At 43.4% G+C, this 23432-nt stretch carries 26 protein-coding genes and 1 pseudogene; 10 read left to right on the top strand and 17 right to left on the bottom strand.

Going from position 1 to position 23432, the window contains the following annotated elements; all coding sequences use genetic code 11:
• Nucleotides 1-257: 257 nt before the first annotated feature.
• Together apaG and dusB are read right to left on the bottom strand one after the other, a co-directional pair.
• Nucleotides 258-644: a Co2+/Mg2+ efflux protein ApaG gene (gene apaG, locus ACVW0P_RS16335; protein WP_252758665.1), complete on the bottom strand. Its 387-nt coding sequence runs from the start codon at nucleotides 642-644 to the stop codon at nucleotides 258-260.
• Nucleotides 645-691: 47 nt separating this feature from the next.
• The gene (gene dusB / locus ACVW0P_RS16330; RefSeq protein ID WP_457133032.1) at nucleotides 692-1684 is read right to left on the bottom strand and encodes a tRNA dihydrouridine synthase DusB; all 993 of its coding nucleotides are present in this window, start codon (nucleotides 1682-1684) and stop codon (nucleotides 692-694) included.
• 40 nt (nucleotides 1685-1724) lie between these two features.
• Between dusB and ACVW0P_RS16325 the strand changes: the two genes are divergently transcribed.
• From ACVW0P_RS16325 to ACVW0P_RS16310, 4 genes and pseudogenes are all read left to right on the top strand, one after another.
• Complete coding sequence (locus ACVW0P_RS16325) at nucleotides 1725-2666, top strand: CPBP family intramembrane glutamic endopeptidase (RefSeq protein WP_457133031.1); 942 nt, start codon at nucleotides 1725-1727, stop codon at nucleotides 2664-2666.
• On the top strand, nucleotides 2647-2859 hold the full coding sequence (locus ACVW0P_RS16320; protein WP_457133030.1) for a hypothetical protein: 213 nt from the start codon (nucleotides 2647-2649) through the stop codon (nucleotides 2857-2859). The genes ACVW0P_RS16325 and ACVW0P_RS16320 overlap by 20 nt, the downstream gene beginning before the upstream one ends.
• On the top strand, nucleotides 2856-3695 hold the full coding sequence (locus ACVW0P_RS16315; protein WP_457133029.1) for a phosphatidate cytidylyltransferase: 840 nt from the start codon (nucleotides 2856-2858) through the stop codon (nucleotides 3693-3695). The genes ACVW0P_RS16320 and ACVW0P_RS16315 overlap by 4 nt, the downstream gene beginning before the upstream one ends.
• Nucleotides 3696-3721: 26 nt before the next feature.
• Nucleotides 3722-4375 (top strand): annotated as a pseudogene (locus ACVW0P_RS16310) (phosphatidylserine decarboxylase family protein); the annotation flags it as partial.
• A gap of 466 nt (nucleotides 4376-4841) precedes the next feature.
• Here the strand turns inward: ACVW0P_RS16310 and rplS are convergent.
• The 5 genes from rplS to ACVW0P_RS16285 form a co-directional block, all read right to left on the bottom strand.
• Nucleotides 4842-5189 carry a 50S ribosomal protein L19 gene (rplS, locus tag ACVW0P_RS16305; RefSeq protein ID WP_129877254.1) on the bottom strand — a complete coding sequence of 116 codons (348 nt, stop codon included), beginning with the start codon at nucleotides 5187-5189 and terminating at the stop codon, nucleotides 4842-4844.
• Between the two features lie 210 nt (nucleotides 5190-5399).
• On the bottom strand, nucleotides 5400-6074 hold the full coding sequence (gene trmD / locus ACVW0P_RS16300) for a tRNA (guanosine(37)-N1)-methyltransferase TrmD (RefSeq protein ID WP_457133028.1): 675 nt from the start codon (nucleotides 6072-6074) through the stop codon (nucleotides 5400-5402).
• An 86-nt stretch (nucleotides 6075-6160) separates the two neighbouring features.
• Complete coding sequence (locus ACVW0P_RS16295) at nucleotides 6161-6541, bottom strand: VOC family protein (RefSeq protein WP_457133027.1); 381 nt, start codon at nucleotides 6539-6541, stop codon at nucleotides 6161-6163.
• A 77-nt stretch (nucleotides 6542-6618) separates the two neighbouring features.
• The gene (gene rimM, locus ACVW0P_RS16290) at nucleotides 6619-7149 is read right to left on the bottom strand and encodes a ribosome maturation factor RimM (RefSeq protein WP_354426971.1); all 531 of its coding nucleotides are present in this window, start codon (nucleotides 7147-7149) and stop codon (nucleotides 6619-6621) included.
• Nucleotides 7150-7228: 79 nt separating this feature from the next.
• The gene (locus ACVW0P_RS16285) at nucleotides 7229-7777 is read right to left on the bottom strand and encodes a 30S ribosomal protein S16 (RefSeq protein WP_354426972.1); all 549 of its coding nucleotides are present in this window, start codon (nucleotides 7775-7777) and stop codon (nucleotides 7229-7231) included.
• A gap of 271 nt (nucleotides 7778-8048) precedes the next feature.
• Between ACVW0P_RS16285 and ACVW0P_RS16280 the strand changes: the two genes are divergently transcribed.
• Nucleotides 8049-9944 (top strand): SPFH domain-containing protein, encoded by a 1896-nt coding sequence (locus tag ACVW0P_RS16280; protein WP_457133026.1) that lies wholly within the window; start codon nucleotides 8049-8051, stop codon nucleotides 9942-9944.
• Between the two features lie 63 nt (nucleotides 9945-10007).
• Here ACVW0P_RS16280 and pfkA read toward each other — a convergent pair whose 3' ends face one another.
• The 5 genes from pfkA to ACVW0P_RS16255 form a co-directional block, all read right to left on the bottom strand.
• Entirely contained in the window at nucleotides 10008-10985 is a 978-nt protein-coding gene (pfkA, locus tag ACVW0P_RS16275; RefSeq protein WP_457133025.1) for a 6-phosphofructokinase, read from the bottom strand.
• Between the two features lie 117 nt (nucleotides 10986-11102).
• Nucleotides 11103-12824, bottom strand: coding sequence for a protein-disulfide reductase DsbD family protein (locus ACVW0P_RS16270; protein ID WP_457133024.1), 1722 nt, complete (start codon nucleotides 12822-12824; stop codon nucleotides 11103-11105).
• A gap of 16 nt (nucleotides 12825-12840) precedes the next feature.
• Complete coding sequence (locus ACVW0P_RS16265; RefSeq protein WP_457133023.1) at nucleotides 12841-13293, bottom strand: protein-disulfide reductase DsbD domain-containing protein; 453 nt, start codon at nucleotides 13291-13293, stop codon at nucleotides 12841-12843.
• A gap of 34 nt (nucleotides 13294-13327) precedes the next feature.
• On the bottom strand, nucleotides 13328-13771 hold the full coding sequence (locus ACVW0P_RS16260; protein WP_457133022.1) for a protein-disulfide reductase DsbD domain-containing protein: 444 nt from the start codon (nucleotides 13769-13771) through the stop codon (nucleotides 13328-13330).
• Nucleotides 13771-14496, bottom strand: coding sequence for a biotin--[acetyl-CoA-carboxylase] ligase (locus tag ACVW0P_RS16255; protein ID WP_457133021.1), 726 nt, complete (start codon nucleotides 14494-14496; stop codon nucleotides 13771-13773). Before ACVW0P_RS16255 ends, ACVW0P_RS16260 begins: the two co-directional genes overlap by 1 nt.
• Nucleotides 14497-14588: 92 nt before the next feature.
• Here ACVW0P_RS16255 and rsfS point away from each other — a divergent pair, with 92 nt between their 5' ends.
• The 3 genes from rsfS (at nucleotide 14589) to ACVW0P_RS16240 (ending at nucleotide 17873) form a co-directional block, all read left to right on the top strand.
• The gene (gene rsfS / locus ACVW0P_RS16250; RefSeq protein WP_457133020.1) at nucleotides 14589-14963 is read left to right on the top strand and encodes a ribosome silencing factor; all 375 of its coding nucleotides are present in this window, start codon (nucleotides 14589-14591) and stop codon (nucleotides 14961-14963) included.
• Nucleotides 14964-15026: 63 nt separating this feature from the next.
• Complete coding sequence (ftsH, locus tag ACVW0P_RS16245; RefSeq protein WP_457133019.1) at nucleotides 15027-17135, top strand: ATP-dependent zinc metalloprotease FtsH; 2109 nt, start codon at nucleotides 15027-15029, stop codon at nucleotides 17133-17135.
• A 99-nt stretch (nucleotides 17136-17234) separates the two neighbouring features.
• Complete coding sequence (locus ACVW0P_RS16240) at nucleotides 17235-17873, top strand: LutC/YkgG family protein (protein ID WP_457133018.1); 639 nt, start codon at nucleotides 17235-17237, stop codon at nucleotides 17871-17873.
• A 49-nt stretch (nucleotides 17874-17922) separates the two neighbouring features.
• Here the strand turns inward: ACVW0P_RS16240 and ACVW0P_RS16235 are convergent, their stop codons facing one another.
• Entirely contained in the window at nucleotides 17923-19023 is a 1101-nt protein-coding gene (locus tag ACVW0P_RS16235) for a metallophosphoesterase (RefSeq protein ID WP_457133017.1), read from the bottom strand.
• A 250-nt stretch (nucleotides 19024-19273) separates the two neighbouring features.
• Here ACVW0P_RS16235 and ACVW0P_RS16230 point away from each other — a divergent pair, with 250 nt between their 5' ends.
• Both ACVW0P_RS16230 and ACVW0P_RS16225 read left to right on the top strand, forming a co-directional pair.
• Nucleotides 19274-20344 (top strand): PA0069 family radical SAM protein, encoded by a 1071-nt coding sequence (locus tag ACVW0P_RS16230; protein WP_457133016.1) that lies wholly within the window; start codon nucleotides 19274-19276, stop codon nucleotides 20342-20344.
• A gap of 99 nt (nucleotides 20345-20443) precedes the next feature.
• Nucleotides 20444-20578: a hypothetical protein gene (locus ACVW0P_RS16225; RefSeq protein ID WP_457133015.1), complete on the top strand. Its 135-nt coding sequence runs from the start codon at nucleotides 20444-20446 to the stop codon at nucleotides 20576-20578.
• Nucleotides 20579-20607: 29 nt separating this feature from the next.
• Here ACVW0P_RS16225 and ACVW0P_RS16220 read toward each other — a convergent pair whose 3' ends face one another.
• The 4 genes from ACVW0P_RS16220 to ACVW0P_RS16205 form a co-directional block, all read right to left on the bottom strand.
• The gene (locus ACVW0P_RS16220) at nucleotides 20608-20838 is read right to left on the bottom strand and encodes a hypothetical protein (protein WP_354426987.1); all 231 of its coding nucleotides are present in this window, start codon (nucleotides 20836-20838) and stop codon (nucleotides 20608-20610) included.
• Between the two features lie 223 nt (nucleotides 20839-21061).
• On the bottom strand, nucleotides 21062-21805 hold the full coding sequence (locus ACVW0P_RS16215) for a zinc ribbon domain-containing protein (RefSeq protein ID WP_354426988.1): 744 nt from the start codon (nucleotides 21803-21805) through the stop codon (nucleotides 21062-21064).
• On the bottom strand, nucleotides 21805-22902 hold the full coding sequence (locus ACVW0P_RS16210; RefSeq protein ID WP_457133014.1) for a Nif3-like dinuclear metal center hexameric protein: 1098 nt from the start codon (nucleotides 22900-22902) through the stop codon (nucleotides 21805-21807). The genes ACVW0P_RS16215 and ACVW0P_RS16210 overlap by 1 nt, the downstream gene beginning before the upstream one ends.
• A 361-nt stretch (nucleotides 22903-23263) precedes the next feature.
• The gene (locus tag ACVW0P_RS16205) at nucleotides 23264-23389 is read right to left on the bottom strand and encodes a hypothetical protein (RefSeq protein WP_457133013.1); all 126 of its coding nucleotides are present in this window, start codon (nucleotides 23387-23389) and stop codon (nucleotides 23264-23266) included.
• Between the last annotated feature and the right edge of the window lie 43 nt (nucleotides 23390-23432).

Raw genomic sequence — 23432 nt, 5'->3', positions numbered from 1 at the left:
GCCTCCGCAAGATAGCCGGCCAGCTTCTTAAAAGGCAGAATAATCTAAATAGTTTGATTGTTGTTTAGAAAGGCTGCCTTAGGGCAGCCTTTTGTATTTACAAGAGTAACTACCTGACTATCTTAATAGTTATTACAGGGGCTGGTACAACGGCCAACGTTATCTGGCATAGGCATATTTGATTTTAGCCACAAAAAACCCCAACATTTCTGTCGGGGCTCAATATTTGGTTCTTATATCCTAATCTCTTGCTTGTCTTAATTCAACCTGTAAGGTGCAATTAAATAAAACTCGGGAATCTGCACGTTAAATACAGAGTTATCCAACAGGCGCTCCATCTGGTACTCGCCTTTCATGCTGCCCATATCTGTTTTTAGGTTGCAACCGCTTACATATTCATGAGAGCTGCCCGGCTCAATTATAGGTTGCTGCCCAACTACACCTTCGCCCTCTACTTCGCGCTTGGCGCCGTTAGAGTCGAAAATGTACCAGTGGCGGCTTACCAAACGTACGGCATAATTGCCCATATTCTCTATACTCACCCTGTAGGCAAACATAAAGTGATCATTCATAGGGTTTGAATATTCGGGCTGATAAATCGTTTCAACTGAAACCTTTACACCTTCAGTTATGATAGTGGTCATGTGTTTTATTGTCTCTTTAATTCAAATATATAGCATGCAAACAAATATTACGCCATTTCAAAAGCATATTTTTTGTCTACCTGGTCCAGTATATCCATAATTTCTTCTACGGTTGCGGCCGTAACAAGTTTCATTCGGTACTCTTTAAAATCGGGTACACCTTTAAAATAGTTGCTGTAATGGCGGCGCATCTCAAAAATACCTGTGCGTGGCCCCTTCCATTCCATCGATTTTTCGAGGTGGGTTTTGCAAACCTCAATACGCTCGGCAATGGTTGGTTTATCCAAGTGTTCGCCGGTTTTAAAATAGTGCTTTATCTCGCGGAAGATCCACGGATAACCAATTGCAGCACGACCGATCATCATTCCATCCACCTCAAATTGCGTACGCCATTCGGCAGCTTTCTCCGGCGAATCGATATCTCCATTCCCAAATATCGGGATCTTGATGCGCGGGTTTTTTTTAATATCGTGTATCAGCGTCCAATCGGCAACGCCTTTGTACATCTGCGAACGGGTACGGCCATGTATGGTAAGCGCCTTTATTCCTACATCCTGTAAGCGTTCGGCAACTTCGTAAACATTTCTGGTGTTATCGTCCCACCCTAAACGTGTTTTAACGGTAACGGGTAAGTGTGTAGCATTTACAACCGCTTTGGTCATCGCTACCATCCTATCAATATCCTGCAAAAGGCTTGCGCCCGCGCCGCGGCATGCTACCTGCTTTACAGGGCAGCCATAATTAATATCCATCAGATCGGGGCCTGCAAGGGATGCTATTTCAGTAGCCTCGCGCATGTGGTCTATGTCGCTGCCAAAAATCTGTATGCCTATGGGGCGTTCGTATTCAAATATGTCGAGTTTTTGGCGGCTTTTAGCGGCATCGCGAATCAATCCTTCAGACGAAATAAATTCGGTGTACATCATATCCGCACCGTTTTGCTTACATACATAACGGAACGGCGGATCGCTCACGTCCTCCATCGGTGCCAGCAACAACGGGAACTCCCCTAAATCAATATTTCCTATTTGTACAGACATGCTTATATTTAACCCTGCAAATTTAAGAAATTTAAGCTATATGATGAAAAGCCCTGTAAATCAAATATCCCCGGCAAAACAACTGTTGCTTTTTATAGCTGTTTTTGCCGGGATATTTTTAGCCGGTAACCTTTTGGGCTTTGGAATGATAGCCGCATTATACGGCGTAAACCTACTGTTAGATATAGCACGGTTAAACTTTAGCCACCCGCAAAGTATAAATGCTTTGTATATTTTACAGGTGGTTACTACCACTATACCCATTTTTTTGGCGCCTGTAGTTTTTGCGAAATGGGTTGTGAGGTCGCCCGACAGTTATCTTAAGCTTACTTTCCGTTTCCCGTGGCTGCTGTTTGTTGTTGCTTTTTTTGTGATGTTGGTATCTATGCCACTTATAGAGGTTTTGAGCAACGTAAACCAACAAATGGTTTTGCCTAAATGGCTCCACGGGTTAGAACAATGGATGAAGGATAGCGAAGAGAGTGCCCGCAGAGTTACAGAAGCTATCTTAAAAATGGATTCGGTTTGGGACTGTGTAAAAAATGTATTACTAATAGGGTTTTTAACAGCTGTAGCCGAAGAATTCATGTTTCGCGGGGTGTTGCAAACCATATTTGAAAAGTGGGCTAAAAACACGCACATCGCTATTTGGGTAACCGCGGTACTTTTCAGCGCTTTCCACATGGAATTTTACGGCTTTTTGCCCCGTACCTTGTTAGGGGCGCTGTTTGGTTATTTTGTAGCGTATAGCGGCAGCATCTGGCCGGCGGTATGGGGGCATTTCTTAAACAATTCAACCGCGGTAATTGGCACCTACCTTTATCAAAAAAAGCAAATTAAGGTAAACCTTGATGATGCGCACCTATTTAGTTACACAGGCTATCTATTTAGCGCGTTAATTATTATAATTTTGCTGATAGTTTACAAAAAAGTAGCACAGGGCAAGCGAAAGCCCCTATTAAATGGAGAAGAACTGGGTTAAAATTTTTACTTCGTCGAACTTTTATCAGTCAGAAATTGTGAAACAGGTGCTTACCGGGTACCAGATAGATGCCGTATTGCTTAATAAACAGGCATCGTCTCACCAGGCATTTGGCGATATAGAAGTTTACGTTCACCAGGAAAACTTTAGCAATGCTATCGAAATAATGATATTGAACCAGATAAGTTTATGAAAACACGCGCCATAACAGGCTTCTTTTTTATTATAGTGATGATAGGCTCCTTTTTATTGGGCCACAATGTATTTGGCGCTTTTTATTTACTGTTGAGCGGTTTTTGCCTTTACGAGTTTTACACCCTTATTAAAAAGGATACCGCCAACCCCAACATCCCTATGGGGATACTTAACGGTGCGTTAATTTACGCCGCTTTCGCATTTATTACCTACGCCGGCTCGCTGGCATTAGCGGGGGTAAATAGCTTGCATATAGGTTATATATTGCTGTTTCTATTGCCCGTTAGCATTAGCATTGTGTTTATTTACGAGCTTTTTAAAATATCTGTTTCGCCATTTGCTAATATTGGCTACACCCTGTTGGGTATGGCGTTTGTAATTATGCCCTTTACATTTTTCCATGCTTTATCATACGTAAGCGGCCCGTACAATTTTCATATCCCGCTGGCATTTTTACTGATGCTGTGGGCAAACGATACCGGCGCTTATCTTGTAGGCATGAGCATTGGCCGCACCAAATTATTTGAGCGCCATTCCCCTAAAAAAACCTGGGAAGGTTTTATTGGTGGTGTAGTCATCAGCGCGGGTGTGGGTTATATTATCAGCATCTATTACCCCGAACTAAGCTGGAAAAACTGGGTATCGGTAGGTATTTTAATCTCTTGCTTTGGCACCCTGGGCGACCTGGTAGAATCTATGTTTAAACGCAGCATCAATATAAAGGACTCCGGTACCATTCTTCCGGGCCATGGAGGTTTGCTTGACAGGTTCGACGGATTACTGCTGGCTGCCCCGGTTGTTTATACATACTTGTACTTTGTTCTAAATGTTTAATTTTGTAGAAACTTATTAACCTATATATGACTTTTCATAAAGAAGGATATACATCACTTGCCTTAACTATACTGGTTATAGCATTACTTAATGCTGCTATATCATTTTATTTCCCTGATGCCCATGTGGTAAAATGGATAGTTTACATCTTGTCGTTTTTATTGTTTGTTACTATCGTTCAGTTTTTCCGCAACCCTAAGTTTGCTATCACTACCAGCGAAAATCAGATTTTGTGCCCTGCCGATGGTAAAGTGGTTGTAATTGAAGAAGCAGATGAAACCGAATTTTTGAAGGATAGAAGAATCCAGCTATCGGTATTTATGTCGCCGGTAAACGTGCACGTAAACCGTAACCCTATTAGTGGCGTTGTAAAATATTTTAAATACCACCCCGGTAAATACCTGGTGGCATGGCACCCAAAATCATCAACCGAAAACGAACGCACAACTGTTGTAACCGAGAATAACCAAGGCGTACAGGTATTGTTCCGCCAAATAGCAGGGGCGCTTGCCCGCCGCATTGTATGGTACGTTAAAGAGGGTGATGCAGTTGAACAAGGCCAGCAATTCGGCTTCATCAAATTTGGCTCGAGGGTGGATCTGTTCCTGCCTTTAGGAACCAAGATAAATGTAGAACTTAACCAGGTTGTTAAAGGCGGCCGTACCATTTTAGCTGAACTAACGGGTGCTGCACCAGCTGCCGAAGTAACATCAGACGTTGTGGAAAATACCCTTATCCCAGATGTAGAAACACCATTATCTGATGCACACGGCGAAGAAACATTGGTAATTGAGCACGACCTCGAAAAAGAGCAGCCTGCTAAACCACCGGTAGCTAAAGCAGCCGCACCTGCCGCAGGTAAAAAGCCGGTAGCTAAAGCAACGGCAAAACCAAAAGCAACTGTTAAGAAAGACGATAAGAAATAATTAATTAACGATAATACAGAAAGCCCCCGGTGTAAACGCATCGGGGCTTTTTTTGCTCATAGCCTATCGTTCGCATTCACATCTGTCTTATCGCCTCAACAAGGTAATGACTCAACAAGTTTACCTTGCTGCTAAATCTACATCAACGCAAAAAAACCCGCCCGTATAACGGGCAGGTTTGTATGCTTTATATTGTATCCGCCTTTCGGCGAAAAGATAATTAAACCCTTTTTGATTTGATACGAGCTGCTTTACCGGTAAGGGCACGCAGGTAGAACAATTTGGCGCGACGTACTTTACCAACGCTGTTAACTTCGATCTTATCGATGTTTGGAGAGTTGATAGGGAAAATACGCTCAACACCTATACCGTTAGATACTTTACGTACTGTAAAGGTTTCGCTGTTACCAACGCTGTTGCGTTGTAAACAAACACCCTGGTAAAGTTGGATACGTTCTTTGTTACCTTCTCTGATCTTATAATGCACGCTAACAGTGTCACCAGCCTTAAACGACGGGAAGGTATTTTTAACTACTGATTGCTCTTCTACAAATTTTACTAAATCCATGATTTTTAGCTCTTAAAGCGACTTTTAACCCGTAAAAATCGGAGTGCAATTATAAGGATATTTTTTGGATTTTAAAAACCTATTTTAAAAATATCCACAAAATGTATTTTGTCCACAAGTGGTGGCGGTTTCTAATGGGTTTATAGGATTATCTAATTGTTTATTAAATAGTTAGCAATCCAACAATTAACAGTAAATCCATTCCTCGATTTACTCCAACAGATCGGGCCGGCGTTGTTTGGTACGCTCCAGGGCTTGCTCGAAACGCCACTTTTCAACCTCGGGGGTATTGCCGCTCAATAAAATGGCAGGTACTTTATGCCCGTTCCAGTCGGCGGGGCGGGTGTAAACGGGCGCATCCAGCATATCATCTTGGAAAGAATCAGACAGGGCCGAGGTCTCATCATTTAGCACCCCTGGTATCAGCCTAACCACTGCATCAACCAGCACAGCTGCGGGCAGTTCGCCGCCAGATAGCACATAGTCGCCTATCGAGATCTCACGCGTAACGTAGAGGTCCCTGATGCGCTGGTCGATCCCTTTATAATGGCCACAAAGTATTATTACGTTTTGTTTAATGGATAACTGATTGGCTATGCCCTGGTTTAGCGTTTCACCATCGGGGCTCATGAAAATAATCTCGTCGTATTCGCGCTCGCCTTTAAGTTTTTCTATACAATCTGCAAAGGGTTGGATGGTCATCACCATGCCGCTACCGCCACCGTAGGGGTAATCGTCAACGCTTTTCTGTTTGGCGGTAGAGTAATCGCGCAGGTTATGCACCGCAATTTCGGCCACGCCCTTTTTTTGGGCGCGCTGCAAAATAGAATGAGCAAATGGGCTTTCCAGCAAGGCAGGCAAAACAGAGATAATATCGAAACGCATGAGGCAAAGATACTTTTATTAGAGCCAAGAGTAAGAATCAAGAGCCAAGACTTTTTCGTATTGATTCTAAATGTCCTGGTTCTCTCTTAAATCTTCTTTTGTATTTGCCAGCAATGCCCAAAAGGATCTATAATATCGCCCTGGCGGTAGCCGTAATCAAAATCTTGCACTGGCGACGTAATCCTCGCTCCCGCAGCGACAGCCTGCGCGACTACCGCGTCAACATCGTCAACAAATATATTTACCGATACGGTACTTGCCCCAGCCCTATCAGGGCTTATCAGTTTGGTTTCCCATTGCTCATGCAGGTGAAAAACTGACCCATCAATAGCAAACTCCACTACGTGGATAGTACCATCATCATTACCAAACCGACGCAATTCGACCGCGCCGAAGGCTTTAGTATAAAAGGTTACGTCATTTAACCCGTTGGGGATGATAAGCATGGGTGCGAATGTTGTTACCATACGCTAATTTAAGCTTAAAAAATAAAAAGCCCCCATATCAGGAAGCTTTTATTCATTCATATTATCGCACATGTTACTTACTCACTCAAATAAACATCCAGCAAACCTTCCGGCAGATCGATGTAAACTTCACCGCTTTCAATATCTATCCCTTTGATGATATCCACATTTAGCGGGAACAGCACTTCTTTATTTTTATAGTTTACTGATGCGATAAGTTGTTGCGGATATTCTACTACATCCAAAATCTCGCCCAGTTCGCCGTGGGTTTCATCAACCGCAATAAAGCCTTTCACATCTTTAAGTGTAAACTCTTCCTTCTTCTTTTTAGGCTTTACTTTGTTGGGCAGGTAAATGTCTTTTTTAACCAGCATCGCGGCCTTTTCAATAGTATCTACATCTTCCAGGTTAAGGTACGCCTGGCTTTTTTGCAAAAACTTAATAGAGCTTACAAAGTAAGGTACCAGCTTACCGGCAATATCAATAAACAACGATTTTATTTTGATATCCTCTGCATCTTCAAAATCAATATAAACCTGCATTTCGCCTTTAAGGCCTTTGGTTTTTAAAATACTGCCAAGCCTAAAATATTCTGCCGTGTTTGTCATGTATAAATACGTTTAAATAACAATGGCGAAGAACCGTTGGGTTGCTTCGCCATTTGCTTATGAACCTGCGTTCAAATAATTACTCAGCGCTTTCTGCTTTAGTTTCAGTATCAGCAGCATCTTCGGCTGGTGCCTCAGTTGCTTCTTCTTCAACTACCTCTTCTGCTACAGGAGCATTCTTAGCAGCGATAGCTGCAGCTTTATCTTCTTTCTTTTTCGCCTCAGCAATTAAAGCCAATTTACGGGCTTCGTCTTTTGCAGCGTTAAGGTTTGATTTTTTGCCAGTTATTTTACCATCTTTTTGGTCTAACCACTCAGCAAATTTAGTTTCTGCCTGTTCTTCGGTTAAAGCGCCTTTTTTAACACCACCTTGTAAGTGTTTTTTGTATAATACGCCTTTGTAAGACAGTATTGCACGGCAAGTGTCTGTTGGTTGTGCACCATTGTTTACCCACTCAAGCGTTTTCTCGAAGTTGATATCAATTGTAGCCGGGTTTGTGTTAGGGTTGTATGAACCTACACGCTCAATAAAACGACCGTCTCTTGGAGCACGGGCATCTGCTACTACGATGTAATAAAAGGGTTTGCCTTTTTTACCGTGTCTTTGCAGTCTAATTTTAGTTGCCATTCTTTTGTTTTTATGTATTCAACATTGTCCCCGGAGTTCTTTCTGCGGGGATGCAAAGGTAAAAATTATTATTTATATATAAAAGGCTTGTAATAAATAGTTTAATAACAATGTGCTAATAATGGGCTCAAAAATATTTCCGCCCTTTTTTGTAACAAGCAAATCCCTCCGGCATCATAATAATACTATATAGCCAAGGTCTCATAAAGCTATAAGTTATTGTGAGGGGCCCGCACCTTAAGGGCCCCGTTAAATTAATCACTTAAATAAAATGTCTGAAAACTTATTGATCCAATTCTGGTGGGTGTTTCCGCTGGTGGGTGCTGTTCTGCTTTACAAATTTGTATTGCGTGTTTTATGTGGTATGATCATCGTGCCTGATGACCGTATTGGTTTAGTTGTTAAAAAATTTACCCTTTATGGGAGCAAGCGGCTGCCCGATGGCCGTATCATCGCTATTGACGGCGAAGCGGGTATGCAGGCAAAACCACTTGCCCCGGGGTTGTACTGGCGCATGTGGCCATGGCAATATGTAATTACCATGGAAGCCTTTACTGTGGTGCCGCAAGATAGGTTGGGCCTGGTAAAAGCCAAAGACGGCGCGCCAATGGATATTGGCCGAGTGCTGGGCAAACCTGTAAACTGCGATAAATTCCAGGACTCGCAGGCGTTTCTTGAAAACAACGGGCAAAAAGGCCCGCAAGCCGCGTTCTTAACACCGGGTAACTACCGTATCAACACTTTCCTGTTCGAGATTGTGATGGTACCTACTACCAGCATCCACGAAAATAAGGTGGGTATTGTAACCACGCTTGATGGTGAGCCTTTGGATAAAGGTGAAATTGCCGGTGGCTCGGTAGACGGGCACCGTAACTACCAGGACCCGATGGCATTTATTAAAGCAGGCGGTAAAAAGGGTTTGCAGGAGGATGTTATCCTGGCCGGTACCTATTACCTTAACCCATGGTTTGCTATTGTTGAACAGGTAGAAATGGTGCACATCCATATTGGATATGTAGGGGTGGTAAACTCCTTTGTTGGCCCCGAAGGTAAGGATACCAGTGGTGTGGGCTTTACCCACGGTAACATTGTGAAGAAATATGACAAAGGTGTTTGGGATGAACCGCTTGACCCTGGGAAACACCCGGTTAATATTTACACCCACACAGTAGAGATAGTCCCTACCACCAACATTGTATTGAACTGGGCTAATAGCCGTACCGAAAGCCATGAACTGGACAAAAACCTATGTACCATTAGCGTACGTTCTTCTGATGGTTTTACGTTCAATCTGGACGTATCGCAGATCATCCACATTCCGCGTAACGATGCACCTAAAGTGATCGCGAGGTTTGGTAATACCAAAAACCTGGTATCGCAAGTGTTGGAACCCACTATTGCCAACTACTTTCGTAACTCGGCGCAAAAGAGTGGTGTTATTGAATTCCTGACCAACAGGTCGCAAAGGCAGGAAGATGCCCGGGCCCAGATCAGCAAAGTATTGTCCGATTATAATGTAGAGGGTGTAGATACATTGATTGGTGACATTGTGCCACCGGAAGCTTTAATGAAAACCCTTACCGACCGTAAAATAGCAGAACAGGAACGCGTTACTTACGAAATTCAGAAAAGCGCCCAAATAGAGCGTAAGGAATTTGAAAGTGCCAAAGCTGGTGCCGATATGCAGCCAGAGGTTGTAAAATCGACCCGACAGGTAGAAATCAATACTCAAATGGCTGCCTCGAAAGTTGCTGCTGCACGTGGTGATGCCGAATCGAGGGTGATAAACGCTAAAGCTGATGCCGAAAATAAAACCATTATTGCTAAAGCAGATGCTGAAGCTAAAACTATTAATGCCAAGGCGGATGCCAACGCAACAGAAGTTAACGGTACAGCTGATGCAGGTAAGATAAAGGCCATAGGTTTGGCCGAAGCCGAGGTAACCAAACAAAAAACCGAAGCTATGGGTACCGAGCAATATGCGATAGTACGCGTGGCAGAAGCTTTAGCCAGCAATGGGATCAAATTGGTACCCGAGATTCTGGTTACCGGCCAAAATGGTGGCGGCAATGGCATGATAGATGCCCTTATCGGCACCGAAATGCTTAAAAAGCTCCAAAGAGAAGCCGAAGCAAAAGTGGTAGATATTACGCCAAAGGCGGAGTAATACACAATACAATCAGAAAGCCCCGCAAAATTGCGGGGCTTTCTGATTTATACTCATCCTAACTTATATAGCCAGTATCTCTACTATCTTTAAAAAGTTGGGGTTAATTTCTACGTTATGTTTGCAGGCGTGCTCAAACGGGGTATAAGAGATCTCGTTGTGAATAATGCCTATCATTTCGTTACGGTGCCCGGCCTTTAATGCTTCAACAGCAGCAACGCCAACACGGCTTGCCAATACCCTGTCCTGGCAGGACGGGCGGCCACCACGCTGTATGTGCCCAAGTATAGATACCCGGGTATCGTAATGTGGGAAACGCTCTTTTACATGACGGCCAATCTCGAATGCGCCACCGGCATCGTCACCTTCGGCAACAATAACAATTTTTGATAATTTATCTTTACGGCCATGCTCTAAACGCTCGCAAAGGGCATCAATGTTTGTTTTGCTCTCAGGGATCACAATTGCTTCCGCACCCGATGCAATACCGGTACGTAAGGCAATTAAACCCGAATCGCGGCCCATTACCTCAACAATAAACACCCGGTCGTGAGATTCTGCAGTATCGCGGATCTTATCAACGGCGTCAATAACGGTATTAATGGCAGTATCGTAACCGATGGTGAAATCGGTGCCAAAAAGGTCATTATCAATAGTACCGGGCAAACCAACAATAGGGAAATCGTACTCGTCGCCAAAAATATGCGCGCCGGTAAAAGTACCGTCGCCGCCAATGCCAATAAGGGCATCAACACTATGTTTTTTTAGCTGATCGTAAGCAAGTTTACGGCCTTCAACCGTTCTGAATTGTTCGCTGCGTGCGGTTTTAAGGATAGTACCACCGCGCTGTATGATGTTTGAAACAGATTTCCTGTCCATGGCAAAAAATTCGCCATTTATCATCCCCTCGTACCCTCTGCGGATACCGGTAACTTCAATACCATAATAGATTGCGGAGCGTACTACCGCCCTGATGGCGGCGTTCATACCCGGTGCATCACCACCCGATGTAAAAACTCCAATGTTCTTGATCTGCGTCATTTTTAAAAGGGCGCTGTCGCTTTATAAGTGTAAAAAAAGAACTTTACAAAAGCCATGCAGGCGTGCTACATCGTTTTTGTAAAGTTCCGCGAATTTACATTAATTTTTTTTACCCGCCTACTTTTTATAGGCAGCTATCCCGCTGTCGAGATAGGAAATAAAAGATTTAGTATCGGTTGCGCCAATTGGTTTAACCAGCGATTGCCCTGTTTCATTGATAATTACGTAGTATGGCTGTGCGTTGGTGTTGTATTTTGAAATTTCAAGATCAAGCCATTTACCGCCCAGGGTGGTTATTTCTTTCTTTTGAACGGGCGAAGTGTACTGTTCCGCTTTAGGCAACTCTGTTTTATCATCAATTACCATTTGCAGAATTACAAAGTCGTTCTGCAGGCGCTTAAGCACTTCCGGGTTTGGTAATACATTTTGCTCCATTTCGCGGCAGTTAACGCAGTTCCATCCGGTAAAGTCGATGAGGATGGGTTTATGCAATTCTTTTGATAGTTGTATCGCCTGGTCATAGTCGTACCATTCATCAAGCCCTTTTACTTTAGGCAGGCGCTTAAAAAGCTCCTCGTATTTTTTTATTTTGATGCTTGATGTATTGACCGGCGTTACAATAGCTGCTGCGCCCCCGCCTGTAATATCAAAATCTTGCGTGCTCAATGGCGGTAATAAAGCACTGATGGCTTTTAAAGGCGCGCCCCAAAGGCCGGGGACCATGTACACGGTAAAGGCAAACATACCCATGGCAATAAAAGTGCGGGTTACCGTTAAGTATGGCACATCGCTGTCATGCGAGAATTTGATCTTACCTATCAAGTATAAACTCATTAAAATGCCAATGGCTATCCAGAGCGACAAAACAACCTCACGGTCAATTAAGTTCCAGTGGTAGGCCAAATCCACGTTGGATAGAAATTTTAAAGCGAATGCGATCTCGATAAAACCCAAAATAACTTTAACGCTGTTTAACCAACCGCCAGATTTTGGCAGGCTTTTAAGTGCTGACGGGAACATGGCGAATATAGTGAACGGCAGCGCAATTGCTAATGAGAAGCCAAACATCACAACCGCAGGCCCAAGCCTGTCGCCTTTTGTAAAAGCGCTTGAAAGTACACCACCAATAGCCGGTCCTGTACAAGAGAACGATACTACTACTAAGGTAGCAGCCATAAAAAAGATCCCGGCCAAACCGCCCTTATCAGAATTCGCATCCAGTTTATTAGCTAACGAACTTGGCAATGTTATTTCAAACGCACCCAAGAACGACGCCCCAAATACGATCAGCATCAAGAAGAAAAAGAAATTGAATATACCATTGGTTGCAAGCCCGTTAAGTGCCGCAGGGCCAAAAATAATAGTGATCAGCAATCCAAATACTACATAAATAAATATAATAGATAGCCCGTAAAGGCATGACTGCCAAATAGCATTTGCCCTTGTGCCTCCTCTTTTAGTAAAAAAGCTTACTGTTAACGGCAGCATAGGGTAAACACATGGCAGCAAAAATGCCGCAAAGCCGCCTAAAAAGCCTATAATGAATAACTGCCAAAGACTGGCAGAAGAGTCAGTTGCAGCGGAATCCCTCAATATAGCATTTGCCCCTGCGGCTTTCGCAGAGTCGGCCTCTATTTTAGCGAGCGAATCTATCTTTTTCTTGTTAGCGATGATCTGCTGAGAGGCCGATGGCACATCCGTAAATTCAACATCGTTTGTAGAAACAGTATCGGCGGTTTGTGCTTTTACCTGTTTCGGCAATAACGCAACAAAAGAAAAAAGGATAACTAAAAGTAAAAGCGCATGCTTAAAAGCGCTACGCAGGGGAGCTGATCTCATTTGTCGTATCTTAATATTATTTACCTAACGGGATAGTAAACGCAACCTCGTCTGGTGGAAGACATTTGGAATCGTTACAGGTCATAAACTCCAGTTTACCCTTAACAGCAGCAACCTTGGCCGATTTTAGTTTAATTTTTTGTTGAAACACAACCGCGTTTTCAAAGTAGCCAACATTCATGTTAAACACTTTCTCGAAACGGGTAATGGGTTTTGGTTCGCTTGGCTTGCCAACCAATGTGTATTCTTTTGAAACGTCAAAGGTAAAGCTTGTTTTTACCGGGCCGCCATCCTTTACGGTTTGCGAGTAAATGTGCCAGCCCTGATCAATAGTCGCTTTTATTAAAACAACGGCTTCCGTCGCGCTTGTTTTTTTGGCCGCGTATGACCATCTCACGTGCGACTCTACCTGCGCCTTGGCAGCAAAAGTTATCATTAATGCGGTTACCGCTAAAAGTATTTTTCTCATTATAGTTTATTTAAAAATTCTAATATTATTCGTTTTATTTCCCTATCGGGATGGTAAATTCAACTTCCTCCGGTGGTAGGCATTGGGTTTTACAAGCCATATACTCCAACTTACCTGTTACGGTTTTTGCATTGGCGCTTCTTAATTTTATCTTCTGCTGAAACACAACTGAATTTTCAAAATAGCTGAGGCTTGCTTTTATGGCCGGTTCAAACTTCACTATGGCCTTAGGTTCCATCGTTTTCCCTACCAGCGTATATTCCTTTGACGGATTAAACACGAAACTTGTTTTTAACGCGGCGCTGCTTTTTTGCGAGTATATATGCCAGCCCTTATCAATAGTGGCCCTTAACAATACAACCGCTTCGGTAGCGCTAATCCTTTTAGCCGCGTATGCCCATTTTACCGGGTTTTGCATTTGGGCCTTAGCACCAATTGCATATAGAAACATCACGATGGCTAAAACCGCTTTTTTCATTATTTATTTAAAAATTCTATTTCCTTTAAGTTATAAGTCTCGTCCTTGCCGTTATTGTCAACAACCAACATCCCGGCAGGCTCAACGTTTTTTATAACGCCTTCAAAGATCTCTCCGTTCGACTTAAATGCATGCCGTTCGTTTAACCAATATAGTCGGCTCAAATATAAATTCCTTACAAACTCAATTCGGCCGGCTTTAAGATGCAGGTAATATGCTTCTATATTGTTGCAAATTTCAGCTAATATATTTTTTAATTCATAATCCCTTTGTAATATCTTTTTGATAGAAGTTGCGTTAACTGCGTCCGGATGGAAATTCTCCTGGTTAATGTTAAGTCCTATACCTATAATGGAATGTTTGATCTGGCTGCCCTGCAATATGTTTTCTATCAGCATACCGCCAAGCTTTGCATCACCGTAATAAATATCATTTGGCCATTTTATCTTCAGGCTGTCACGTAATAGGGGGTGCAATGCGTCATATACACCCATACTAATGGCGCGCGTTAGGTCAAACTGCTGCTGTGCCGATAAAAACGTTGGGTTTAAAAGGATGCTGAAAGTTAAGTTTTTCCCCGGTTGGGCGTGCCATTTATTATCCCGCTGCCCGCGTCCGGCAAATTGGTCTTCTGCCATAATGACCGTTCCCTCGGGTACTGGCTTGGAATTTGACAAGATATTTTTGAGGAATGTGTTTGTAGAGTCAACTTCTTTTAGTGACACTAAATTTTGTCCAACAAATAATCCTGAAAATATGTTATTTTGCAACGTATAATATTATTAAACCCAAAATCGTTCAAAACTAAATCTTTTTAATGGTAAAAAGTAAAGTGATAAATGAATCTACCTACATTTCTGAACTTGCCATCCACGGCATGCAAGAGAAAAAAGGTAATGACCTTGTAAGGCTCGATCTCCGTAATTTAAACAGTTCGGTAGCAGATTACTTCGTAATTTGCCACGCCGATTCGACCACACAGGTAAAATCAATAGCAAACAGTGTTGAGGAAGAAATTTATAAAGTGATGCAACAGGACCCCTGGAGAAAAGAGGGCCTTGAGCATGGCGAGTGGATACTGCTGGATTATGTAGACGTTGTTATACACATCTTCAGAACGGATAAACGCGAGTTTTACGGCGTTGAAGACCTATGGGGCGATGCTGAGATTAAAAACTATAAAAGCGCTTAAACAAAGCGCGGTAACGCAATGCCCTTTTTAAATTATATTATTGCTCAGTTGAGCTTGTAAAAAATGGAAATTAAAGATAATAAGAAATCAGACGCGCCTAAGCCTTTGCGCAAGGTGCCGAATAAAAAAATTACGCCAAAACCGCCTAAATTTAATTTGATGTGGCTTTACGCCATTGCTATTATTGGTATACTGGTTATACCAACCTTAATTAGCGGCAATAACGGCAAAACGATCGATTTTCAAAGGGTAAGCAATCAAATGCTGCGCAACAACGATGTTGACCACATTGTGGCCTACAAAAACGGCGACCTTATAACTGCTGATGTTTACCTTAAAAAAGGTAGTGTAGGCAAATCTGAATATGCCGATGCCAACAAAAGCAAGCGCAGTCTGGGCATATCCGGCAATGAGCCGCAATACAATTTTACCGATGCATCTTACGAAAGTTTAAAGCAATCTATAGCGGCAGCACAAAAAGATGTGCCAGAGGCTAATAAGGTAGCAGTTAAATTTGAGCAAGGTAAAGAGAGCCTGTTAAACAGCTGGCTTTTTCAATGTGTGATAATGGCTGTGTTGCTTGTGGGCGTATGGTTATTTATTATGCGCCGAATGGGCGGTGGTGCAGGTGGTGGCGCAGGCGGCCAGATCTTCAATATAGGTAAATCTAAAGCTACCTTGTTTGATAAAGAGGCGCAGGTATCGGTAACCTTTAATGATGTTGCCGGCCTTGAAGAAGCTAAGCAAGAGGTTATGGAAATTGTAGATTTCCTTAAAAACCCTAAAAAATACACTAACCTAGGTGGTAAAATTCCTAAAGGCGCTTTGCTGGTAGGTTCGCCGGGTACAGGTAAAACATTGTTAGCTAAAGCTGTTGCAGGCGAAGCGCAGGTGCCTTTCTTCTCGTTATCCGGGTCCGACTTCGTGGAGATGTTTGTAGGTGTTGGTGCATCACGTGTGCGCGACTTGTTCAAACAGGCAAAAGACAAAGCGCCTTGTATTATATTTATTGATGAGATTGATGCTATTGGCCGCGCCCGTGGTAAAAACAACATGATGGGAGGCAATGACGAGCGCGAAAATACGCTAAACCAGTTGCTGGTGGAGATGGATGGTTTTGGTACTGATTCCGGTATCATTATCCTTGCGGCTACTAACCGCCCGGATGTACTGGATAGCGCGTTAATGCGCCCGGGACGTTTCGATAGGCAGGTATCTATAGATAAACCGGATCTGATTGGCCGTGAGCAGATCTTTAAAGTTCACTTAAAGCCGATTAAACTGGCCGAAGGTGTAGATCCAAAAAAACTATCTGCCCAAACCCCGGGTTTTGCGGGTGCTGAGATTGCTAACGTTTGTAACGAAGCCGCGTTAATTGCTGCACGCCAGAACAAAGAGGCGGTTGATATGAAAGACTTTCAGGATGCTATTGACCGTGTTATTGGTGGCCTTGAGAAGAAAAATACGCTTATCTCTCCCGAAGAGAAACGGGTTGTTGCCTATCATGAAGCCGGCCACGCTATTGCAGGCTGGTTCCTGGAGCATACCGATCCATTGGTTAAAGTATCTATCGTTCCGCGTGGTGTTGCCGCGTTAGGTTATGCGCAATACCTGCCAAACGAACGGTTCCTGGTTGCCAAAGAAGAACTGATCGATGACATGACACTATCTATGGGTGGCAGGGTTGCCGAGGACATCATTTTTGGCAAAATAACCACCGGCGCCTTAAGCGATCTGGAACGGATTACCCGCCTTGCTTACGGCATGGTTAAAATATACGGTATGAACGAAAAGGTAGGTAACCTTTCCTTCTACGACCCGCAGGGCGAAAACCAATTTGTAAAACCATACTCTGACGCTACTGCCGAATTGATAGATGCCGAGGTACGTAACCTAATCGAATCTGTTTACGCACGCACGAAAGATCTGTTGAACCTGCACCGCGAGGGGCTTGAAAACGTAGCCGCCAAGTTATTGGAAAAAGAGGTACTGTTCCAATCAGATCTGGAAGAGATATTGGGCAAAAGGCCGTTTGAGCACCGTACGGCTTATGATAAATTTGTTAACGGCGAACCGGAACTTATACCGGATAACAACGCCATCCCCGATAAACTGATTAACCCCGAACTTTCTATGATAGATGTGCCCGAAGAGCCATCTTCAGAAAAATAAATAATTAGGGCTTACATATTTAAGATCGCAAGTCTTTTATCCGCATTTGTGGATAAGGCTTGCGATTTTTTATTTTCTACTTGTTACTTTTGAATACCAATGAGGGATATTACTACATCAAAAGAAAAGCTTTTAAAAAAAGTACGTAAAGCGCTTTTAGAGAAACGCGATAATCCATATCCCAACCTGGAAGACCTGCCCATGTACCCCCCAAAAGAGGAGATGCTGGAGGTTTTATTTGCAGAAGCGTTTACTGCTGTTAGCGGCCGGTTCGTTTTTTGTGAAGATGAGGTGCAATTTATTGAAAGCCTTTTGGAGCTTGCTGAAGAACGCAAGTGGCACAAAATTTACTGCTGGGAACCTAAATTACAGGAAATACTGAACACATACGAATATCCCTTTTTTGAGACCGATAAAGACTTTGAGCAAGCAGAAGTAGGATTTACCCTTTGCGAAGCTTTAATTGCCCGCAACGGCACCATATTGCTTTCTAACGGCGATGCTGCAGGCCGCAGGTTAAGCATATATCCCCCGGTGCATATTGTGCTGGCCTACACCTCGCAAATGGTGCTCGATCTTAAAGATGGATTTAGGTTACTAAAAAAGAAATACGGCAGCCGCGTGCCAAGCATGATAACCCACGTAACCGGCCCAAGCCGCACTGCGGATATCGAGAAAACATTGGTACTTGGCGCTCACGGGCCCAAGGAGTTGTTTGTGTTTTTGTTGGATGGATAGATGTAATAAGATGCGTAGTTCTTGAATCGAAGAGCGCACCTCGCACCGGCTACTCTGCTTCTCTTAAAATATGCAACCCTTCCAATTTACACTCCTCCAAAACAAGCCTTTCACTTACCTTTTTATGGTAAGCCCATTTAATGAGTCGGATGTACCCATCTGAAAGCTCTATCCCTGTGATATCGCCGTCATTAAAACAACAGCAACCGGTATTAAAATAGGTATCGAGATATCCATTAAAATCGGGCTGGGTGTTACCCTGCAGGTGCAGGGCGGTTATTTTCTTTTCAATTTCAGCAGTTTTTACATTGTCTTTTGTTTTTTTAGCATTATCCAACCCAATGTAAAGTATCTCCAGCTGCGTTAACGATCTAAATACCGGTTGATGTGTATGCCCGGTTATCAGCAGCATATTTTTTCGCCGGCTGCTCCACTCGTACATCATGCGGTTATGGTCGGTTTTTAGCTGATTATTATATGCGGGAGTATTGGGGTTAATGCGCAAAAAGCCTTGTAGTGGGCCCCATATATCAGACACAAACCATTTGCTGAACCAGTTGCCATCACTTTGCAGATCGCCCTGGTGGCCGTGGGTCATAAAAATTTCGAGCGGCTTATTGTTTACTGTGGTTTGCAATACGGCCCCTTCATAAACCCGGATGGCCCGCCCATATATCTGGAATAGGCTAACAGCGGCCAGCGGGTCGTTTCCCCAATACAGATCGTGGTTACCAAAAATCTTTACAAACCTATCACCGGGTATAAATTGTTTTTCTTTTTCAAAAGTGGCTTTGTTGTGGCGTTTAACGGTTACAAACAGGTTTTCCCAAAGCTCTTCGCTATCGCCAAGGTTTATGTAGATGAAACCTTCTTTGTAATAATTATCAAGTGCGGCCAGGTAGTTCTTAGCCGACTTGGCGAATATATCCGCACCATCACGTGCGCCCTTATGTTGGTCAGACAGGATGATGAATTTGTCTTTATAGGCATCAAAAGGGATTACTAAGCCCTTTTTTCCCGGCTTGGTTGTAATGCTTTTATAAAGCGCATTTAATGCTTTGTTCACCCTTGCTTTATTTGGGCGGGATGAAAACCTATCGGCAAGGCGTGATACGGGTTTATAAAGTAAACGTTGCAAAAAACGGCGCATGTGGTGTAAACATGCGCCGTTGCTATTTGTGTGAATTGGCGTACTATAAATACTCGCCCGAGCCGGTAATAGTGGTGGTTTGATCGTTACCAAGGTCTACCATGTTCACCGAAACTTGTACGATTTGAACTCGTTTTTGCTACTGTACCGCCTGTTGATGAGAATGTAAAACCATTGGTATTGGGGATACGCCATAAAAAATAACATGATAGAATTGTAATTTGCTAAAATAATTAGCAAATTTGTTCTTATGTCACATGCGGAGAACGATGAATTCTTTAAGGGTAGAGGGGCGCAGGTAAACACCCACAACAGGTTTTTAAAAAACAAGTATGTGCTGGACCATATAGAAGGGCTGGACGAAGAGTTACTGGAGAACACTCACACCCACCTTTTTGAAGAAACCCCAAAGAAGATCGTCAGCATTTCCAACAGCCCCGATCTTAGTCATTTCCATTCTATAAACCCATACCAGGGTTGCGAACATGGTTGTATTTACTGCTACGCCCGCAACAGTCATGAATATTTTGGCTTTAGCGCCGGGCTGGATTTTGAGCGCAAGATCATCATAAAACGCAATGCGCCCGAACTGCTCGAAAAATACTTGAACAAAAAAGGCTATCAACCCGTACCTATCATTTTATCGGGCAATACGGATTGCTACCAGCCTGTAGAACGTAAACTAAAAATTACCCGGGGGTTGTTAGAAGTGTTCTTAAAATACCGGCACCCGGTAAGCATCATTACCAAAAACAATGTTGTACTGCGGGATATGGATATTTTAGGCGAACTGGCAAGCATGCGGCTTGCTCACGTCAATGTTTCTATAACCACGCTAAGCGAGACACTCAGGCAAAAGCTGGAGCCGCGGACCGTTACGGGGATGAGCCGCCTGGCTGTTATCCAGAAGCTGACTGAAAAAGGCATCCCTTGCCGGGTGATGGTTGCGCCTATTATACCGGGACTGAACAGCAACGAGATCCCCGACATTATTAAAGCCGCTGCCGACCGTGGCGCGGTTGACGCAGGCTTTACCATTGTTAGGCTTAATGGCGCCATTGCCGAGATCTTTACCGATTGGATTTACAAGGCATTCCCCGACAGGGCAGATAAGGTGCTAAATATGATAAAAGCCTGCCACGGCGGCAACCTTAACGATAGTGATTTTGGCCGCCGGATGAGCGGCGAGGGCCACGTTGCGCAGTCGATACACCAATTATACCGCATGGCTTGCGTACGCTTCCTTGCAGGCCGGGAAATGCCCGGATATGATCTTAGTTTATTTACTCCTAAAGGAGGTAAGCAGACGAGCCTGTTTTAGGGAAAGGACAATAGCTCTGCCACCGCGCGTCATTGGAGTACAATAGTGACCCGGCAAAAAAAATAAATTATATAGTATATTGGTTGATATTTCAACGTATTGCTTAAAAGCGATCTTTTATGGTGGGCATGGAATGACCTCGATTATGACCCAAATGCATACCCAACTTATTGGGAACGCGCATCCATCGACAACATAGAAACGCTTGTGACCATCTACGCAAAGGTTGGTTAGAAAAAAACAAACCTATTTATAACTCGTAATTACATCCTCAACCTTAAAGATACCGACCTACCCAGCGCCTGCACAAATTTAGGATCGAGTTGTTCTTCGCCTTCTTTTTGAATCCAGATGGTGTTTTCTTTGATCAGTTGCAGCTTTTCGCCGTTCAGCAATAGCTCAAGTTCAGTAGTATTTTGGTTAATAAGGCGGCTGTTTACTATCTGGTAAACATAATCCTTGTCATTAAAAGTAATCCTTAGCGGTAATCCCATATCTCAAATCTTCTCGGTGGTAAAGATAACCCTTAACGCTGGGAATGGAATTTTATTTGAAAAAAACTACAACCGTGTCATTACGCGATAGCGTGGCAATCTCACAACACACACGGATATGCTGAGGTTGCCGTGTGTCTACGCTCCTCGCACAGCATTTCGGGTAACAAAAAAGGCCCCGTAAACGGGGCCTTTTAAATATAAGTTTATGAACGGGTTCAAATTATACGTTCTCTTCTTCAAGAGCCATTAACTCATCAACCAGGATACGGCCGCAATGCTCGCAAACGATGATCTTTTTGCGTTGACGGATATCAGACTGGCGCTGAGGCGGGATCTGGTTAAAGCAACCAGAACACGAATCACGCTGGATAGTAACTACCGCTAAACCATTTTTAGCGTTTTTACGTAAACGGTTGTAAGCAATAAGCAAACGCTCATCAGTAGTAGCTGTAGCTTTTTCTGCCTGGCCGGTTAATTCATTTTCTTCTTTTTCTGTTTCGGCGGTAATGGTGCCTAACTCATCTTTTTTAGCATCAAGGTCGCTGCGGCGGGCATCAAGGTCAGCCTGCGCCTTTTCGTAGATGGCTGTTTTTGAAGAGATCTCAAAACCAAACTCACGAATTTTTTTCTCACTTACTTGTATATCCAGGCCTTGTATCTCAATTTCTTTCGAAATTGCATCATACTCGCGGTTGTTTTTAACCTCGTTAAGCTGAGTCTCGTATTTTTTTATGTTCGCCTGAGAGTCTTTGATCAGGTTCTTGCGGGTTACAATTTCGTCCTCAAGATCATCAAGCTCATTTTTAATTTTTTGAATGCGGGTTTCAAGGCCGGCAACATCATCTTCCAAATCAGCAACTTCCATAGGCAATTCACCTCTTACCTGGCGTATTTTGTCAATTTTGGTGTGGATGGTTTGCAGGTCGTATAAAGCTTTAAGCTTTTGTTCTATGGTTTGTTCCATTAAATAAAATATTTGACGGGGTTTGTATTCACTTTTGTTAAACGGATGGCAAAGTTAAGAAATTTTTCTTGAATAATTTCGCACAATAATTGTTGCGTAAATTGCTCACTTTCAAAATGTCCGATGTCTGCGATCACTATTTTTCCCTCAGCATCAAAAAACTCGTGATATTTATAATCGGCAGTAATAAAAACCTCAGCGCCGGCGGCTATTGCATGCTTCAATAAAAAGCCTCCCGAGCCTCCGCAAACAGCCACTTTTTTAACCTGCTTGCCCGTAAGCGCCGTGTGCCTGATAACCGCGCAGTCCATAGCGGCCTTTACTTCGCCCAAAAAATCAGCTTCGTCCATTGGTATTTCCAGTTCACCTATCATACCGCTGCCAATTTGCTGGTGCTGGTTGGTTAAGTTATAAAGATCATATGCTACCTCTTCGTACGGATGCGCTAAAACCAGCGCCATAATTATCTTGCTCTCCAGGTTGGCGGGGTAAACTGTCTCTATCCGCATTTCTTCCTCGTGGTGGCGCACGCCGGGCTCGCCTACATAAGGGTCGCTATTTTCGCCGCCTTTGAAGGTGCCGGTACCTTCTACGTTAAAACTGCTTTCGCTGTACTCGCCAATATGGCCTGCTCCGGCATGGAACAATGCTTTACGCACCTGCTCGGCCTGCGCAACGGGCACATAGGTAACCAGTTTTTTAAGCAGGTTATGTTTGGGTGCCAATATGCGGGTATTGGTTAAACCAATAGTTTCGCAAATGCGGGCGTTAACACCCCTCATAATATTATCCAGGTTGGTATGGATAGCGTAAATAGCGATGTTGTTACGGATGGCTTTTTCCACCACGCGCTCCACATACGTTTTGCTGTTGAACTTTTTAAGCCCTTTAAACACTATAGGGTGGTGCGAGATGATGACCTCGCAACCCGTGGCAATGGCTTCATCAACTACGGCCTCGGTACAATCAAGCGAGATGAGGGCCTGGCTGATCTCCATATCCGGCTGACCAACTATCAATCCGCTATTATCATAATCTTCCTGCAAGGCCAGCGGGGCCAGGCTTTCCAGGTAAGTAGTTAGCTGTGCTAATTTCATAATTGCACTAAGATAATAAGGTAAGGCGAAGATTGGAAATTTGTTGCCCTCTAAATCTCCCCCGACAGGGCAGACTTTTTTCAATGTCGTCGCTTTGCGATTTTACTCACCCCGACATCGCTACGCTTGTCGACCCTCTCTGCTTCGCAAAGAGGGTAAGACCCGAAGTGCCGCGGGGGAGTAATCTATTCCCGGCATTACATCCGCCCTTTTTAAAGCCCACTCTTTCGAACAAGTCAGGGTGAAAAGAACAAAAAAAATCAAAACGTGCAGGTAATATTTTCTTTGGCGCCAACCGTTGCCGGTTTGCCAATTCTTACCTCGTTTTGATTCTTTGTATTGTGATAAGGTTTAGGTAGCCTTATAAAGCCGCGTGTTTAAGGTTACGGGCCTTAAGTGTTTTAAGGTCGTTCATTAAAATGCTCATTAGTTCTTTGTCAAAGCGTGACACTAATTTATGGGTTGCAGGTATTTTCAAATTTTTCATGATTGTGATATGGTTTAGGATTTTAATTTATATAACTTAATTA

Source organism: Mucilaginibacter sp. UYNi724 (genome assembly GCF_054057495.1).
The sequence above is the reverse complement of the archived record's forward strand: the minus strand, read 5'-3'. Positions and strand labels throughout refer to the sequence as shown.

Excerpts from the sequence above, each read along its gene's own strand:
- apaG (WP_252758665.1), bottom strand. The coding sequence starts at position 644 with ATGACCACTATCATAACTGAAGGTGTAAAGGTTTCAGTTGAAACGATT.
- dusB (WP_457133032.1), bottom strand. The coding sequence starts at position 1,684 with ATGTCTGTACAAATAGGAAATATTGATTTAGGGGAGTTCCCGTTGTTG.
- ACVW0P_RS16325 (WP_457133031.1), top strand. The coding sequence starts at position 1,725 with ATGATGAAAAGCCCTGTAAATCAAATATCCCCGGCAAAACAACTGTTG.
- ACVW0P_RS16320 (WP_457133030.1), top strand. The coding sequence starts at position 2,647 with ATGGAGAAGAACTGGGTTAAAATTTTTACTTCGTCGAACTTTTATCAG.
- ACVW0P_RS16315 (WP_457133029.1), top strand. The coding sequence starts at position 2,856 with ATGAAAACACGCGCCATAACAGGCTTCTTTTTTATTATAGTGATGATA.
- rplS (WP_129877254.1), bottom strand. The coding sequence starts at position 5,189 with ATGGATTTAGTAAAATTTGTAGAAGAGCAATCAGTAGTTAAAAATACC.
- trmD (WP_457133028.1), bottom strand. The coding sequence starts at position 6,074 with ATGCGTTTCGATATTATCTCTGTTTTGCCTGCCTTGCTGGAAAGCCCA.
- ACVW0P_RS16295 (WP_457133027.1), bottom strand. The coding sequence starts at position 6,541 with ATGGTAACAACATTCGCACCCATGCTTATCATCCCCAACGGGTTAAAT.
- rimM (WP_354426971.1), bottom strand. The coding sequence starts at position 7,149 with ATGACAAACACGGCAGAATATTTTAGGCTTGGCAGTATTTTAAAAACC.
- ACVW0P_RS16285 (WP_354426972.1), bottom strand. The coding sequence starts at position 7,777 with ATGGCAACTAAAATTAGACTGCAAAGACACGGTAAAAAAGGCAAACCC.
- ACVW0P_RS16280 (WP_457133026.1), top strand. The coding sequence starts at position 8,049 with ATGTCTGAAAACTTATTGATCCAATTCTGGTGGGTGTTTCCGCTGGTG.
- pfkA (WP_457133025.1), bottom strand. The coding sequence starts at position 10,985 with ATGACGCAGATCAAGAACATTGGAGTTTTTACATCGGGTGGTGATGCA.
- ACVW0P_RS16270 (WP_457133024.1), bottom strand. The coding sequence starts at position 12,824 with ATGAGATCAGCTCCCCTGCGTAGCGCTTTTAAGCATGCGCTTTTACTT.
- ACVW0P_RS16265 (WP_457133023.1), bottom strand. The coding sequence starts at position 13,293 with ATGAGAAAAATACTTTTAGCGGTAACCGCATTAATGATAACTTTTGCT.
- ACVW0P_RS16260 (WP_457133022.1), bottom strand. The coding sequence starts at position 13,771 with ATGAAAAAAGCGGTTTTAGCCATCGTGATGTTTCTATATGCAATTGGT.
- rsfS (WP_457133020.1), top strand. The coding sequence starts at position 14,589 with ATGGTAAAAAGTAAAGTGATAAATGAATCTACCTACATTTCTGAACTT.
- ftsH (WP_457133019.1), top strand. The coding sequence starts at position 15,027 with ATGGAAATTAAAGATAATAAGAAATCAGACGCGCCTAAGCCTTTGCGC.
- ACVW0P_RS16240 (WP_457133018.1), top strand. The coding sequence starts at position 17,235 with ATGAGGGATATTACTACATCAAAAGAAAAGCTTTTAAAAAAAGTACGT.
- ACVW0P_RS16235 (WP_457133017.1), bottom strand. The coding sequence starts at position 19,023 with ATGCGCCGTTTTTTGCAACGTTTACTTTATAAACCCGTATCACGCCTT.
- ACVW0P_RS16230 (WP_457133016.1), top strand. The coding sequence starts at position 19,274 with ATGTCACATGCGGAGAACGATGAATTCTTTAAGGGTAGAGGGGCGCAG.
- ACVW0P_RS16220 (WP_354426987.1), bottom strand. The coding sequence starts at position 20,838 with ATGGGATTACCGCTAAGGATTACTTTTAATGACAAGGATTATGTTTAC.
- ACVW0P_RS16215 (WP_354426988.1), bottom strand. The coding sequence starts at position 21,805 with ATGGAACAAACCATAGAACAAAAGCTTAAAGCTTTATACGACCTGCAA.
- ACVW0P_RS16210 (WP_457133014.1), bottom strand. The coding sequence starts at position 22,902 with ATGAAATTAGCACAGCTAACTACTTACCTGGAAAGCCTGGCCCCGCTG.
- ACVW0P_RS16205 (WP_457133013.1), bottom strand. The coding sequence starts at position 23,389 with ATGAAAAATTTGAAAATACCTGCAACCCATAAATTAGTGTCACGCTTT.